The sequence below is a fragment of the Pelovirga sp. genome, assembly GCF_059864205.1.
The window spans coordinates 1-14,662 of sequence record NZ_JCBCBS010000217.1; the positions used below are offsets into that span (position 1 = coordinate 1).

15 protein-coding genes are annotated in these 14,662 nt (G+C 54.0%); 7 read left to right on the forward strand and 8 right to left on the reverse strand.

What is annotated here, in order from left to right; genetic code table 11:
• Positions 1–2,205, reverse strand: a 2,205-nt coding sequence (locus AC6F7T_RS13480; RefSeq protein ID WP_500719670.1) for a U32 family peptidase, incomplete at its 3' end; no start/stop codon positions are given.
• Between the two features lie 235 nt (positions 2,206–2,440).
• On the opposite strand from AC6F7T_RS13480, the gene AC6F7T_RS13485 reads away from it, so the two are divergent.
• The 5 genes from AC6F7T_RS13485 (at position 2,441) to AC6F7T_RS13505 (ending at position 7,279) form a co-directional block, all read left to right on the forward strand.
• Positions 2,441–3,472, forward strand: a complete 1,032-nt coding sequence (locus tag AC6F7T_RS13485) for a TRAP transporter substrate-binding protein DctP (protein ID WP_500719672.1) — start codon at positions 2,441–2,443, stop codon at positions 3,470–3,472.
• A gap of 197 nt (positions 3,473–3,669) precedes the next feature.
• The gene (locus AC6F7T_RS13490; RefSeq protein WP_500719788.1) at positions 3,670–4,692 is read left to right on the forward strand and encodes a TRAP transporter substrate-binding protein DctP; all 1,023 of its coding nucleotides are present in this window, start codon (positions 3,670–3,672) and stop codon (positions 4,690–4,692) included.
• 163 nt (positions 4,693–4,855) lie between these two features.
• Positions 4,856–5,365, forward strand: coding sequence for a TRAP transporter small permease subunit (locus tag AC6F7T_RS13495; RefSeq protein WP_500719674.1), 510 nt, complete (start codon positions 4,856–4,858; stop codon positions 5,363–5,365).
• Between the two features lies 1 nt (position 5,366).
• Positions 5,367–6,653 carry a TRAP transporter large permease subunit gene (locus tag AC6F7T_RS13500; RefSeq protein ID WP_500719675.1) on the forward strand — a complete coding sequence of 429 codons (1,287 nt, stop codon included), beginning with the start codon at positions 5,367–5,369 and terminating at the stop codon, positions 6,651–6,653.
• A 200-nt stretch (positions 6,654–6,853) separates the two neighbouring features.
• Positions 6,854–7,279, forward strand: a complete 426-nt coding sequence (locus AC6F7T_RS13505; protein WP_500719677.1) for a universal stress protein — start codon at positions 6,854–6,856, stop codon at positions 7,277–7,279.
• Between the two features lie 8 nt (positions 7,280–7,287).
• Here AC6F7T_RS13505 and AC6F7T_RS13510 read toward each other — a convergent pair whose 3' ends face one another.
• Complete coding sequence (locus AC6F7T_RS13510) at positions 7,288–7,965, reverse strand: DUF480 domain-containing protein (RefSeq protein WP_500719679.1); 678 nt, start codon at positions 7,963–7,965, stop codon at positions 7,288–7,290.
• 180 nt (positions 7,966–8,145) lie between these two features.
• Positions 8,146–8,706, reverse strand: a complete 561-nt coding sequence (locus AC6F7T_RS13515; RefSeq protein WP_500719681.1) for a Spy/CpxP family protein refolding chaperone — start codon at positions 8,704–8,706, stop codon at positions 8,146–8,148.
• A gap of 228 nt (positions 8,707–8,934) precedes the next feature.
• Here AC6F7T_RS13515 and AC6F7T_RS13520 point away from each other — a divergent pair, with 228 nt between their 5' ends.
• Together AC6F7T_RS13520 and AC6F7T_RS13525 are read left to right on the forward strand one after the other, a co-directional pair.
• Positions 8,935–9,642, forward strand: coding sequence for a response regulator (locus AC6F7T_RS13520; RefSeq protein WP_500719683.1), 708 nt, complete (start codon positions 8,935–8,937; stop codon positions 9,640–9,642).
• 6 nt (positions 9,643–9,648) lie between these two features.
• A complete protein-coding gene (locus AC6F7T_RS13525; protein WP_500719684.1) occupies positions 9,649–11,022 on the forward strand; it encodes an ATP-binding protein in 1,374 nt (457 codons plus the stop codon).
• A gap of 311 nt (positions 11,023–11,333) precedes the next feature.
• On the opposite strand, the gene AC6F7T_RS13530 is transcribed toward AC6F7T_RS13525, so the two are convergent.
• The 5 genes from AC6F7T_RS13530 to AC6F7T_RS13550 all read right to left on the reverse strand — a co-directional run bounded on the left by AC6F7T_RS13530 (position 11,334) and on the right by AC6F7T_RS13550 (position 14,589).
• Entirely contained in the window at positions 11,334–11,915 is a 582-nt protein-coding gene (locus AC6F7T_RS13530; protein ID WP_500719686.1) for a methyltransferase domain-containing protein, read from the reverse strand.
• Positions 11,916–12,042: 127 nt separating this feature from the next.
• A complete protein-coding gene (locus AC6F7T_RS13535; RefSeq protein WP_500719688.1) occupies positions 12,043–12,513 on the reverse strand; it encodes a DUF1499 domain-containing protein in 471 nt (156 codons plus the stop codon).
• Positions 12,514–12,520: 7 nt separating this feature from the next.
• A complete protein-coding gene (gene dmpI, locus AC6F7T_RS13540) occupies positions 12,521–12,703 on the reverse strand; it encodes a 4-oxalocrotonate tautomerase DmpI (protein ID WP_500719690.1) in 183 nt (60 codons plus the stop codon).
• A 9-nt stretch (positions 12,704–12,712) separates the two neighbouring features.
• A complete protein-coding gene (gene cls, locus AC6F7T_RS13545; protein ID WP_500719692.1) occupies positions 12,713–14,131 on the reverse strand; it encodes a cardiolipin synthase in 1,419 nt (472 codons plus the stop codon).
• A gap of 113 nt (positions 14,132–14,244) precedes the next feature.
• Entirely contained in the window at positions 14,245–14,589 is a 345-nt protein-coding gene (locus tag AC6F7T_RS13550) for a hypothetical protein (RefSeq protein ID WP_500719693.1), read from the reverse strand.
• Positions 14,590–14,662: the final 73 nt, after the last annotated feature.

Consider the following 14,662-nt stretch of genomic DNA (forward strand, 5'->3'; position numbering starts at 1 on the left):
TCTAAAGGAAAAGGGGGTTTCACTGAACAACCAGGTCAACCCCTGGCGCTGATGAACCCGGTAGGTATCGTTACGGTCAGAAAGAACCGGGCCTTCGCTGCGCAGCTGGCGGACGCGGATGCGCGAGGTCAGCAGGGGAACCCTCCCATAGACCATGAGGCTGGTGGGCACCGGCAGTTGGCGTGAGAGGATGGCCGCGAGGTTGTCGCGATCATCCTCGATATAGAGTTCAACATCAGCGATGTTCAGCGCGTTCCAGGCGGCGACCGCCTGGCTGTTAAGAGCAAAGAGGCGATAGCTGCTGTAGAGTTTGAGATCGGTGATCCCGTCAAACAGGGGGAAGTGGCCGAGATTGCTCAGGCGAAACCGGCGAAAGCCGGCCTGCACCAGGGTACGGATGGCCACTTGATGGTCCTGCCAGTCCTGGTCAAAAAGGACGAAGGGGAGGTCCCAGATGATCTGGTCGGCACGGCGACGTAGTTTGTCGGCCTGTTGCAAACTGTGGCTGTTGATCGGCAGCAGCAGGGCATCGATCAGCTCGTTATTGAGCAGATGCTGCTCGCGGGTATCGCCAAGTAGTGCCCGGAACTCTGACTTCCGGTGGGGCTTGCCGGCGGCCGGCAGCAGGGAAGCGACGGCGGCCTGGCGCTGATCGTGGCGCCGCCGCTGGATGTCCTGTTGGCGAGCCAGACGCAGATCGCGATAAAAGGTGCGGCGGATCTGTTTGAGCTGTTTTGGGGGGATGACAATCGCTGGCAGTTCGCCACAGATTAAGGATCCAAGAACGAAAGGTTCATCAGCGACAGCAGCGAACACCTGCTCGAGTACCGCTATATCCAGAGGTTGACTGGTGGCGGCAAAGCTGGTGAGGGGATAGGTAAAATCCATGCACTGCCGCTTGATCGTTGCGCGGATGGCAATGTCGGCGGCGGTCACGCTGATGGCGAGGTCAACAACCTCACCGGGCGGACGGCGATGTTCAAGTTTGCGGCGCGCGGCGGCATCGCTCAAGGTAAAGGCATCGGCACTGGCCACCATAAAGACGCTGTCCCCCGGGGAAAAACGCTGGTCAAAGGGGGAGAGGACGGTCACCTGTGTAGCGCCGGGGGCTTTTTTTACCTGGCGCGTGCCGCTGAACAATTGGCGCAGGGTAAAGGCGCTGCCGCTTTTGTCGTTGGCCGGCTGAATCCGTAGACGGTCACCTAAATGCAGCGGCTGTGATGTGGTAAAACTAAGGCGACTACCCTGGACCTGGCGGATTTTACCGATAAAGCGCCCGGTTGCCCCTTTTTGTGAGGGAATGGCCATATCATCCGGCTGGCTGCCGGAAAGAAAACCACGGGTCGGCTGGCGGCCGAAACTTTCCTTGAGTTGTTGCTTGGCAGCCGTGAGGACCTGTTTGCGGTCTGTTTCAGAGGCGTCCATGACCCGCCGGTAAGCCCCCACGACCTTATGGACGTATTCGGCGCTTTTCATCCTTCCCTCTATCTTGAAGCTGCAGATTCCGGCGTTTGTCAGTTGCGGCAGCAGGTCGATGGCGGAAAGATCATTGGGGGAGAAGAAAAACCCCTGCTGCTGGTGGTGGCGATAATTGCGGCGGCAGGGCTGGGTGCAGCGTCCACGGTTGCCGCTTTTGCCACCTAAAAACGATGAGAAGTAACACTGACCACTGAAGGAGAAACACAGGGCGCCGTGGATGAAATGCTCCAGTTCCATGCGCGTCTGGCTGCGAATAAAAGCGATTTCTGCCAGGGTCAGTTCCCGCGCCAGCACCGTGCGGGTAAAACCGAGGCGCTCAAGCATCTTGACACCGGCGACATTGTGGATGGTCAGCTGTGTTGAAGAATGTACTTCCAGGCCGGGAAAGTGTTCCCTGACCAGTTTCCAGATGGTTAAATCCTGAATAATGACAGCATCAACCGCGAAGGATTCCAGCGCTGACAGGGTATCGATCAGGTGGGACAGCTCGTTTTCGCGGATCAGGGTGTTGAGGGTGACGTAGAGACGTTTGCCATCGGCATGCAGATAGCTGGTCATACGTTCAATGTCGGCGAGGCTGAAGTTTTTGGCTTTGGCGCGGGCGGAAAAATCCTTCAGTCCGGTATAAACAGCATCGGCACCGGCATCAACAGCGGCAAAAAAGGCTTCGAGACTGCCGGCCGGGGCCAGCAGTTCGGGCTTTTGGAGGGTCTTGGAGTGGGGCATGGGGGGGCTTATCTCCACAATGATAAGAGTCATGCTACCATTAACACAGAGGAGACGACAGATGCAGCTGTTTTTCAGCCGCCAGCTTATACCCGCCAGCACAATCCGCTCTGTCCGGAGCGCCGGAAAAGGGGTGTGACCGCCACCGGTTTAGCGATCTAACTTATTGTTTTAAAGGCGAGATTGTGTTTTACTGTGCCATCCATGCCATACTGTTTTTTTAAGGAGAGAGATAATGAGACAAAAGTTGATGACAATTGGGTTGACAGCCTTGTTGCTGATCCCTGGTGCCGTTCTGGCGAACGATCCTCTGGCTGAGTGGCAGCCCCGGTTTGACCCGCGTGCAGCGGAGCATACCTATCTGCTCTCCTGTGTCGGTCATCCGGCAATTGAAGGTGTGCGTGTCGGTTTCCGCATCCGCGACCGGGTCTGGGAAGAGACCAATGGCCGCTTGTTTGTCGATTATCGCCCCATGTCCCAACTGGGCGGCGAGATGGATGTCATCGGCAAACTGCGAATGGGTGCTGTTCATGGCATGATGAGTTCTTCCGTTGCCGCCCCGAATATCTCTCCGCGTTTGGGTCTGGTCAATCTGCCATTTCTCGTTGGCAGTTTCGATCAGTTGCAGCAGTTTCGTCAAGATGCCGAGCTGTTTGAAGAGTATGGCGCTGAGGCGCTGAAATCCGGCATCCGTGTTGCTGATTTCACCGCCTATGGTGGCTATGGCTGGGCAACCCGTACCCCGGTGACCAGTCTTGAGGAAGCGAAAAGCGTCATTTTCCGCATTGCTCAGGCACCGGTTAATATCGATATGTATCGTGCCTGGGGGCTGCAGTTCACCGTCATGCCCTGGCCCGATGTGCCCCAAGCCTTGCAGACCGGGGTTATTACCGGTCTTGATCATACCCCGACGGTTGTCAGCACCGGGAATTTTTTCAACACCGCCAAACATTATACCCAGATCGACTATGCCCAGGGGCTTTACATCCACTTGATCAACGAGCGCTGGTTGCAGCGCTTACCGGCGGACTTGCGCGATACGCTGTTGCGCATTATTGCTGAAGAAAGTGGGAAGGCGCGACTGGCCGGCCAGGAACAGGACCAGCGTGAAATGGCGAAGGCCCGGGCTGCCGGAGTGTCTTTCTCCCGCTTGCCGGAGCAGGATCTGGCAGCGATGAAACAGCAGGTTGAGCCGGTGATCAACCAGTGGCAGGATCGTATCGGGGCTGACTTTCTCCAGCGGGTGCAGGAGCGCCTGAATAACTGATCGAGCAGGAGAGCATCCTGATTGAAAAAGCCGGGTTGGCCTCGCCTCCCGGCTTTTTTTGTTGACCTTAAAACACTGTAACAGGTATATATTGATCTGCTAACCTATTGAATTTACTCATGATTAACTTTTGTTTGTGTAGATCAAACCCTGTTTGATCATATCTTTTCTCTATGGGAGGTTTTGGTGTGAAAAAGATGATGTTTGTGGTTTTTCTTTTGTTGTTTGGTCTGGCCGCTCAGGGTGCGGCGAATGAGGATCCTCTGGCGAGCTGGCAACCCAAGTTTGACCCTAGTGGAGCCAAGTATACCTACATTCTTTCCAACATCTCGCATCCGGTTATCGAGGGAGTTGCTGCCGGCTATCGCATTCGCGATGTGGTCTGGGAGCGCACTAATGGTCAGATCTATGTCGACTATCGCCCCCTGGCACAATTGGGGGGAGAGCGTGACGTGATTAGCAAGCTGCGCCTTGGTGCTGTTCACGGTATGCTCAGTTCTTCGGTGGCGGCGGCCAATGTGGCCGACATCCTGGGCATTGTTAATCTGCCCTATGTTGTTGATACCTTCGACAAACTCGATACGTTCAGAGCGGACCCGGAAATCTGGCAACCCTTTGCTGACAGTGCTTTATCCGGAGGCATTTATGTTGCCGATATTACCAATTACGGTCCTTATGGTTGGGCTACGACGGTGCCGGTAGACAGCCTTGAGGCTGCCAAAAGTGTTAATTTCCGCATTGCCGAAGCCCCGGTCAATACCGATTTTTATCGCGCCTGGGGATTGAAGTTCACCGTAATGCCCTGGCCCGATGTGCCTCAGGCGCTGCAGACCGGGGTGATCACCGGTCTTGATCACACCGCCATCGTTTGTAATATTACCAAAAAGTTTACCGTCGCCAAGCATTTCACCGAGTTGAATTACGCTCAGGGGCTGTTTGTTCATCTGGTTAACAAGCGCTGGCTCGATCGCCTACCGGAGGATCTGCGCGTCATCTTCCTTGAAGTTGTCGCTGAAGAAAGTGCCAAATCGCGTGAAGCCACCCGCCGTCAGCATGATGAGCAGCTCGCGGCTGCTCAGGCTGCGGGGGTACAGATTCACCAACTCTCGGAAGCCGATCTGAACGAGTTGAAAAAAATGTCTGAACCGGTTCTGCAACGCTGGAGTGAGCGTATCGGTGCGGAATATCTCGAGTTGGTACGGGCAAAGCTTGGCAGTTAAAGATAATCTCTGTATAATCGCCCTCGCTATGACGGGGCCGGAGAGGATCCCTCTTTGGTCCCGTCTTTCGTTTGACCTCACCAAAAAGCGTAGAGACGATCTACACCCCGATACCACCTTTCCCAGCCGATATGGCAAAAGTTAGCGGAGCCGGACACGGACAATGCTGAAAAGAATCTTTAAAAAAATTGATCGTTCCTTGTTATTTGTTGAAGAATGGTCGCTGTTTATTGCGGTCAGTGCCGCCCTGCTGGCGGCCATGGCCAATGTCATCATGCGCAAGAGCGGGGGCGATATCAATATCTACTGGTCGGATGAGGTGGTGCGTAAGGTCATCTTTTTTTCTACCTATATCGGTGCGGTAACGGCGATTCGCAGTCGTTCGCTGATCCGTATTGATGCCCTGCCGCAGATTTTTCCGGTGCTCAAGCGACCGCTGACCCTGATCTCGCACATTGCGGTGCTGTTTTTTGCCGGGGTAATGGTCAAGCTCGGGTGGACCATGACGGTCATGATGTATCATGACCCGTTCGCTCGCACCAGTACGCTGCAGATTCCCGAATGGTATTTTTACGCGGTACTGCCGATCATGGGAGTGATGATGTTTTTTCGCACCCTGGTGGTGATGGTTGAGGACTGGCGTGGTATCCAGGATATGACCGGGGAGAGATGACATGGAAATGAGCTACCTGTTGATTCTCGCCCTGTTACTTGGCTGCCTGGCCGCTACCGTGCCGGTGTTTATGGCGCTGTTTTTTACCGGCACCTTTGGACTGGTGTTTCTCCTCGATATCGATCCACGTATTGTTATCGAGGTGTTGTATCGCAGCATGGATAAATTTGCCCTGGTTGTTGTCATGTTTTTCGTCCTCTGCGGCAATATCATGACGACCGGCACCATTGTCAAAAAGCTCATTAATACCGCTAATGTGATGGTTGGATTTCTGCCCGGCGGCCTGGCGATGGCGGGGATTCTCGCCTGCGGCTTTTTCGGTGCCATCTCCGGTTCGACCGTCGCTACAGTGGTGGCTATCGGCGGCTTTATGATTCCGGCACTAATCAAAAATAATTACGATGAAAAGTTTTCCGTCGGGGTGATGACCACGGCACCGATCCTTGGCGTGATCATCCCTCCGTCCATCGCCATGATTCTTTACGCCATGGTCAGTAATGATCCCTTAGAAGCTTTGTTTCTGACCGGCTTTATCCCCGGGCTGATCATTATGGCAGCGATGAGTCTCTACGCCTACATTGTCTGTAAGAAGCAGGGGCTGCAGACCACCGACCGACCGACCCTCAAGGAAGCTGGCAAGGTGATCCGTGAGAGCATCTGGGCCTTGTTGTTGCCGGTGCTGATTTTCGGTGGCATATATTCCGGTCTTTTTACCGCCAACGAAGCGGCGGTGGTCGCTTGTTTTTATGCCTTTTTTGTTGAAATTGTGATCCATCGTGATCTGAAACTGCGTGATGTCAAGCGCGTCGTTGTGTCTTCAGCGGTAACCTCAGCGACGTTATTAATCATCGTTGCCGGCGCATCGGTGTTTGGAGAATATCTCACCTTTGAGCAGATTCCTAACAAGATAGCCAATGCCGTGGTCAACAGTATCGATTCCCCCTGGGTGTTTTTGCTCGCCGTCAATATCCTGTTGCTGGTCATCGGCATGTTCATGGATATTATTTCAGCCACCCTGATCCTGACGCCGATCTTTCTGCCGTTATTGAGTCAGTTTGGTATCGACACCATGCACTTCGGTTTGCTGATGACTATCAATCTGGGGATTGGTTACTGTACCCCGCCGTTGGGGGTAAGCCTCTATATTGCCGGGGCGACGGTCAACCGTGACCTGGTCTATGTGTCGAAAGCGGTCATGCCCTTTTTGCTGATTCAATTGGCGATTCTGCTGCTCTTGACCTTCTGGCCCGATCTGGTGCTGTTTCTGCCGCGCCTGGTGTACGGTTGATTGTGATATGGTGCAAAAAGGGCGGTTGATCAAGGTTTGAGCTAGGGAGTGGTGCTGATACAGGAAAATACACGAAAGTCATGCCGATGCAGTTTTTGCCGCCCCCAAAGCCTCAACCATAAGAATGGCCGTGACACAGAGTGATATTTTATATTGGCGGCATAAGCAGATAAACCGTAGCAACGGCATAGGAGCGACTGATGAAGCCTCGGATACTAGTTCCGATCAACGATTCTGCGACCACTCATAAAACTATCGATGACATCATCAGTAAGCGCGAGAGGTTTGGCGCGCGCCTGGTGCTGTTGCATGTGATCAACGATCAATTGGCCTATCGGATGATCCCCGACTTTCAGATTGAGATGGTGCGCGAAAATGCCATGCAGGCAGCAACCGAGCGGATGGGGAAACTGATCGACAGGCTTCGCGCTGCCGGGCTGGATGTGGAACTGCGAATGGAATTCGGGATGCCGCGGCGGCTGATTCCGCAGATTGCTAATAACGAAGATTTTCAACTGCTGGTGCTGGGGCGTCGTAGTGGCCGTGGCGAGATTCGTGATGTGTTGTTCGGCTCCGTTGCCAATTACGTGTTGCACAATGTGCGCTGTCCGGTGCTGCTGTTCTGATCCCGCCATTATTCAAACTGTGACTTGAACTCGTCAAACTGGTTGAGAATGCTGCTGGTTTCCTCCTGCAGGCGGGAAATCTCCTGCTCCAGCAGGGAAACTTTTCCCTCCAGGTGGGTGAGACGATCACTGCTCGAGACGTTTGCCTCTGTTTGTTCCGACATTGTCCCTTCAGTTATCCCTACAGCTGTGGCCTCGGCGCGCAACAGATCAATATAGCGGCACTCCTTGCGCCCAGGCTGTCGGGGCAGTTGCACAACCAGGGGTGGTTCGGCAGTGCTCAGATCGCTCAGTACGGCTTCCACTTCGGCAAGGTCAGCAAAGGCCTGCATCCGTTCACAACGGCTGCGAATTTCGCCGATCGTCTGGGGTCCGCGCAACAGCAGGATCGCCAGCAGCGCCAGCGCGCTGCGATTTAAATGCAGCATTCCTTGAAGATGATGACAATAGCGCGGGGTGCGCACCCCTTCTGCAGAACGATAAATCAGCTGTCGGCGCCGCAGATCGTCGAGTCCCTGGACGACCTCTTCTTCGGTCAGCGCCATGACCGGATCGCGATTCGATTTCTGGTTACAGGCATTGGTCAGGGCATTCAGACTTAAGGGGTAGTATTCCGGCGTTGCCAGCTCTTTTTCGATCAGAGCGCCGAGGATGCGGATTTCAACGGGGGAGAGTTGTTGATGCATGGTTTTTCTTTCTTATCGGCAGACGAATTGATTAATTCAGGCAGGATTGATAACAGCATAAACTACCGGGCGTTGGCAACCGTTGAATGACGTCTGAACAGTTACAAAAAAACGACAGGCGATCACCATAATGGTACATCGCCTGTCGTTGCATCCTCAGCTGAAGTTGCAGATCATTGCCTAGATGCGTTGATCTTGATCACCACGGCAACGTGATTTTTCAGCGCCGCCGCAATTGCTGGACTGCCCACGCTTGCCGCAGAAATTGTCGTCCTTGAGTTCGCGCAGTTGTTCAAACTTTAGCTGTTGCTCCGGGGTCAGTAGCGCAGCAATCTGCTGGCGGTGCTTGGCACCCTCCACCATCATCCGGGTTTTCAACTCGGCGTGTTCTTGCACTGCTGCACGGATACCGGCCTCATCAGTCTCATTAGCGCTGGCGACTTCACGCAGCTGCTCACGACTGGCCTGCATTTTGGTACGCAGGACTTGCTGTTGTTGCCGGTGCTGTTCGCGCAGGTTCTGCAGTTGTTGTTGCTGTTCTTCGCTCAAATCGAGGATGATCGCCATTTTTTGTTGTTGTCCTTGCTGGCGTTCCTGGCGGTGTTCGTTCGACATACTCTGCGACGTCCGTTGGCCGTCTTGACAACCGCGCATTCCTGGACCACCGGACCAGCTAAAGGCATGAGTGCCGACCAGTAGCAGACCAACAATAAGCAGACCGAATAAGATTGTTCGTTTCATGATTTTCTCCTTTTTATCTGTGGGTTGGTTGAATCTGTTGTGCTTCTATGGCTAGACCATAATCAAAACCAGGGTAAATGTGGGTTAAGAGCTGTGAGGTTTATGTAAAGTTAGGTAAAGCGGTTGTGCCCGAAGGTCTTTACATTTCTTTACAGCACAGGCAATCGTCAGCAGGTATGATAAGAAGGCTATCGATAGGATTGTTGTCCAAGGCTTACAGGAGTCGCAATGGAACGGATTCTGGTGATCGATGATGACATGGAGTTGTGTGAACTGCTCCAGGATTATTTAGCAGGGGAAGGGTTTCAGGTAGCCGCAGTTCATCGTGGCGATGAGGGTGCCGAGGTGGCAACCGGACAGGCATATGATCTGGTGGTGCTGGATGTCATGCTGCCGGGGCTTAATGGTTTTGATGTCCTGCGCAGGATTCGTGAAATAAGCCGTATTCCGGTGATCATGCTGACGGCACGTGGCGAGGAGATCGACCGCATTGTCGGATTGGAACTGGGTGCTGACGATTACCTGCCCAAACCCTTTAACCCGCGCGAGCTGGTGGCGCGTATTCGTGCAATTCAGCGCCGGCTCGAGGGCTCTTTGCGGAGGGGTGGCACAAAACTTAAAGCGCAAGGGGAGTATCGGGTCGGTGATCTGGTTCTTAATACAACAAACCGCACCGTCAAGCAGAATGGTCAGGTGGTGGAATTGACCTCAGTGGAGTTCAGTCTGCTCGAAGCTCTGCTTGCCCATGCGGGTGAAGTTATCAGTCGTGAAGATCTGGTGTCACAGGTTTTGGGACGACAGCTTTCAGCCTATGATCGCAGTATCGATGTCCATGTCAGTGCCCTGCGTAAAAAGCTCGGCCACAGCTACCAGCAGACCGAACGGATCCGCACTGTGCGGGGAATCGGCTACCTTTATTCCTTGACGGAGAACTGAATCTCGATGCGCAGTTTGTTTTTGAAGATATTTCTCTATTTTCTCCTGATTATCGTGCTGGTTACCGCATCGGTGGTGATGCTGACCTATTTTCGCGATCAGGAGTTTCCACCCCTGGCCCATCAGAGTTTTTCCCGACGGGCGATCACCGAATACGGACGTGAAGCGATTCGCGCCTACGAGAGCGCCGGGATTCCGGCCGTGGATCAATATACCGAACGATTATTGCGAGAATCACAAATCGAGCTGATTCTCTTTGATAACCAGCTGCAGCTGCTAAGTCAGCGCACTATTCACCGCCGGGTTCAACACATGGCATCGCGCGCTCTGCGCAGTGGTGAGGTTGTGCTGCCGATGCAGGGGGCGCATAACGGCATTGCCGCGACGGTAAAAGGCGCCGGTGGCAACGACTATATCGTTGTTATCACCCTGCCGGAGCGACCGGCGCCGCGCGATTTGTTTAAGGTGATGACCCATGGTTTTCTGGGTGCCCAGCTGTTACTGCTGCTGGTTATCACCGCAGTGGTCTGTTTTGTCCTGGCGCGTTCCCTGGCGGCACCGATCAGTCGTTTGCGCCACGCCACCCATCGTTTTGCTGCCGGTGATCTGGCCACCCGTATTGGTGACCAGATAAAAGTCAAGAATGAGCTCGGGGGGCTGGCGCGGGATTTTGATGATATGGCAGCTAAAATTCAAACCCTGATCTCCAATCAACAGCAACTGCTGCGTGATCTTTCTCACGAGTTGCGCTCCCCTCTGGCGCGTATGACCGTGGCGCTGGAGCTGGCGCGCCAGCAGTCAAGTAACGCCGCCGGCGAAAAAGCCCTGGATCGTATCAGCCTTGAAGCACAGCGGATGAATGAAATGATCGGCCAGCTGTTGGGGTTAACGCGCATGACCAGCGGTATTAATGAACAGCGTTTTGCCCCCCTTGATCTACAGGAGCTGCTGGCTAAGGTGGTGGAGGATGCGGATTTTGAGGCGGCGGCCCGTCAGTGCCGGGTTGAGCTTGAATCATCAGGATCGGCAGCGATAAACGGTTCGGCTGAATTGCTGGCGCAAGCTTTGGAGAATGTCATCCGTAATGCGGTGAAATACACCACCGAAGCTGGAGAGGTTAGGGTTTCCCTGGCGCCGCAGGGGCGCTTCTGGGAGGTCAAGGTTTCCGACCAGGGGCATGGTGTCCCAACGGCTGCGCTGGAAAAGATCTTCGATCCCTTTTACCGGGTTGCCGATGCCCGCGATCGCCAGAGTGGCGGCACCGGCATCGGTCTGGCTATTGCCAAAAGTGCCATTGCCCTGCACGGTGGCAGTATCCGGGCGGAGAATCAGCAGCAAGGCGGTCTATTGGTCACAATCCTTATCCCAATGAACATATAAATATATGAATATTTGACTTTGTATGAGGTTTCATCTACAATCATCCTAAATCCAAACAAAGGAGTAAAGAGATGGAATGGGCACTTATTCTCGGTATCGTTGCCGTCTGGTTTATTTTGAACCGCTGGATTCTGCCGCGCTTAGGGATACAGACCTGAATGTCTGACAGTTGTCAGCTTCCGCGTGACGGAAGCAAGAAGACCGATTCAGCAGAAGGTAAAACCACCGACAGCAAATAGCAGGCTGTCCCCGCAATCGTGCAACAAAGACAGCAAGCACATTGAATAAATCACCTACAGCCCAGAGGATGCTTATCCTGTGGGCTGTTTTTTCTGTAACAGCAGAATGCGATCATCGTCGCAAGCGAGCAAGGTAAACCCGTAAACGCGGCAGATATGCTCGAAGGTGCGCCGATGATAGAAACTGACATGGGTTGGATCACACAGATAGCGCCAGGTAGGCAGATCGATGTTTTCATGCCAGAGTGAGGTCATGACAAACAGATAGCCATCTGGTTTCAGCAGTTGACGCAGCTGTTGCAGTTCCCTGGTAGGGGTATGAAAATGCTCGAAGCATTCGGTTGCAAAGATGAAGTCAAATGGTCCTGAAGGCAGCGCGGGGAAAAACAAGGGATCATAATTGTCGCAACTAATGTCTTCACGTTTCAGCAAAACACTCAAGGTCGGTCCGGGACCACAGCCGAAATCGAGGCCGCGCATGGTTGGATTCAATAACGGCAGAGTGGGGTTGATAATGCGCCGCAAAAAAGTCACATAGCCGTGGTGCTCGGGGCTGTTCTGGTGATGCTGGTAAATATCTTTTTCCCGTTGCAGCGTAGGTCGTCCTTGCGCATCAACAAAAATCAGATCGCAACCGTGACAGTGCCAAAACAACCGTCCTTTTCGCGTGCGATGGACAAGAGCTTTGTTTCCGTCACATGTACACAGGGGGCAGGGATAATGACCAGCTGTCTGCGCTTGTTGCATCACAGCTGTTGAGTACAATTGGTAACTTTTCCAGTCAATGTAGTACCTCCTTTTTACGCAGTGTGGTTCGCAACTCTTCTACTCGTCGGCGATTGGCACCAAAGTCGTAATAGCCCAAGCGTGCGGCGGAACGCATGGCGATGATCCCCTCTTCCGGGCGTAGATGCAGTTCGAGGTCATCAACAAAACCAAAAATAGCACTGCGGCATTCGACATGCAGATAAACATCACTGACAGCAATAATCCGGGTCCGGGGCAGAGCGGCTATCTGTTCACCAACTGCCTGCCAGGCTTGCCGGGCTGAGACGGCAAGGACAAAGGGCGGGACCTGGTGCTTGAGCGAATCACAATCACTGCAGACACAGTTGGGTGACGCGGGACAGGGGGAGAGTCTGTCTGCAGTGACGCCGAGGTTTGTTGGCCGACTGCCGGCGCAGGAAAACAGGAACAGGCTCAGGGACAGCAGCAGGGGCAGTGATTTGAACGGAATCGTCCGTCTGGCCATGGGGTTATCAGCGATCCGCAATCAGGGTGCCGCCGACAGCGACCTGATCGGGAGCATTTTCGCGCAGCATGACAATGATGGTCGATTCCGGGAGTTGATAGGCCGCTGCAGCGAGGCTGCTCAGTTCAGCAACAAGGGTGCGTTTTGTTTCCAGGCTCAGCGGCGGGCCATCGAGGGTGATAATCGGCATCCTTATCTCCTACAGATAGGGGGAAAAAAGTTTGAAAAAAGAATCACGCAAGCGCGCAGCCAGGGGACGGCTGTCCACTTCCTGCAGGGTCACCTGGCGGGATCTCTCACGGGCCTGATCAACGTGCTGACAGAGCTCGGCGACGGTGTGCTGGTCAAACACCTCAACGTTGAATTCAAAGTTCAGCCGTAAACTGCGCGGATCGATGTTAGCGGAGCCGATCAGGGCATATTTGTCGTCAATCAGCAACAATTTACTGTGGACAAAAGGAGGAGGGTGAAAATAAACGCGGGCATCATGTTCCAGTACCTCAAACAGATAGGCGTTGGCGGCCCAGCCGACAAAGGGAAGATTGTTCTGGGCGGGCAGGATGATGTCGACGCGTACGCCACGCAGGGCGGCAACGTTGATGGCAGCTAACTGTGCGCGCGATGGAATAAAATAGGGGGTTATAATACGGATGTGGGACTTGGCGCACGACAGGGCTCCGATAATGATCCAGTTGAGCTTTTCGTGGGGTTCGTTGGGTCCGGCGCTGATGCCGCGACAACAGGCTGTCCCCATGACCGGTGGCCTGATCCATTCCCGCGGTGCGCGTTTTTCTTTGGTGGCATAGTGCCAGTCTTCCATGAAAGCATCGCGCAGTTGCTCACAGATCGGACCCTGCAGGCGGAAATGGATGTCAATGACGCGGATGGAGTCCCGAGTTGCTTCGGCCAGATGGCGTTCGCGGATATTAATGCCGCCGGTAAAGCCGATCAGGCTGTCAACGATCAGCAATTTGCGGTGATTGCGCAGATTGAAATAAAAGCTGTGGAGCAGGCGCGGAGGCAAAAAGGTAATGACCTTGACTTTCGTACCGCGAAAATGGCGGCGCACTTTGTCATAGGAATAGAGTTCACCAAAGGCATCAATCAGAATGCGCACGTCGACACCACGATCGGCGGCAGCGGTTAACTCCCGGACAAATTGCATACCGAGGCTGTCAGGAGTAAAGATATAGCTGGAGAAAAATACCGATTCGCGGGCGTTGCGGATTGCGTCAAGCATGGCCGGGTAGGTCTGTTCACCGTTATGAAGAATGTCGACCTGATTGCCACTGACCAGTGGTCGGCGGGTGACGGCGTCGGACAGGGTAATCAATGTTCGGCTGGTGTCATCATTGGGGTAGCCGGCAATGTCTTGCGCAGTGGGGGGGACATTGACATGGAGCCAGTGCATCCCCTCTCCCTGCTCCTGCAGTTCGCGCGCCCGCGTGCGGATGCGGTTAACTCCGAGGAGCCAGTAGAACAGTGCACCCAGGCCGGGCACCGCAAGACAGGTGACAATCCAGCCGAGAGCGGCGCGTGGGTCGCGTTTGGTGAGCAGGGCATGTCCGGCAGACAAGATCGAAAGCGCCCAGAGGATAGCTACCAGCAATGTCAGCATTGACGCTCCGGCAGTGAAAGAGATAAATAGTTACGGAACGTTAGCAGTTTTCATTAAGGAAGTCCAGAACGCTGCTTGAATGGATTCGGACGAAAGCCCTGGCGATCACCAGATTAACGCAGGGAGGTGCCGCAACGTGGACAGGTCAGTACGGTGTTGGTGGAGACCTTGTCGCCACAGGTGGGGCAATTGAACCAGTGGCGGCAGAAGCGGCATTGATGTTCAGAGAGTCCCTGTTTCTTTTTGCACTTGGGGCAGCGCCGGTACATTTTGCGTTGGGACAAATAATCTTCAAAGAACAGACCGCAGCGCCCACACTCCTGCGCCCCCGGTTTGACGGTTGCTTCACAGCCGGGGATCGGGCATTTAAATACGGCTTTACACTCTTTGCACCAGTAGCCGCCGGTCAACAGGGCACCACATTGACTGCACTTTTTGTTGCCTGACTTGCTGATCATTCTTTACTCCACAGGGGTCATCCAGGGCCGCTAAGGTTGTGATCCAGATGTCATCATAGTTGAGATTGACAGG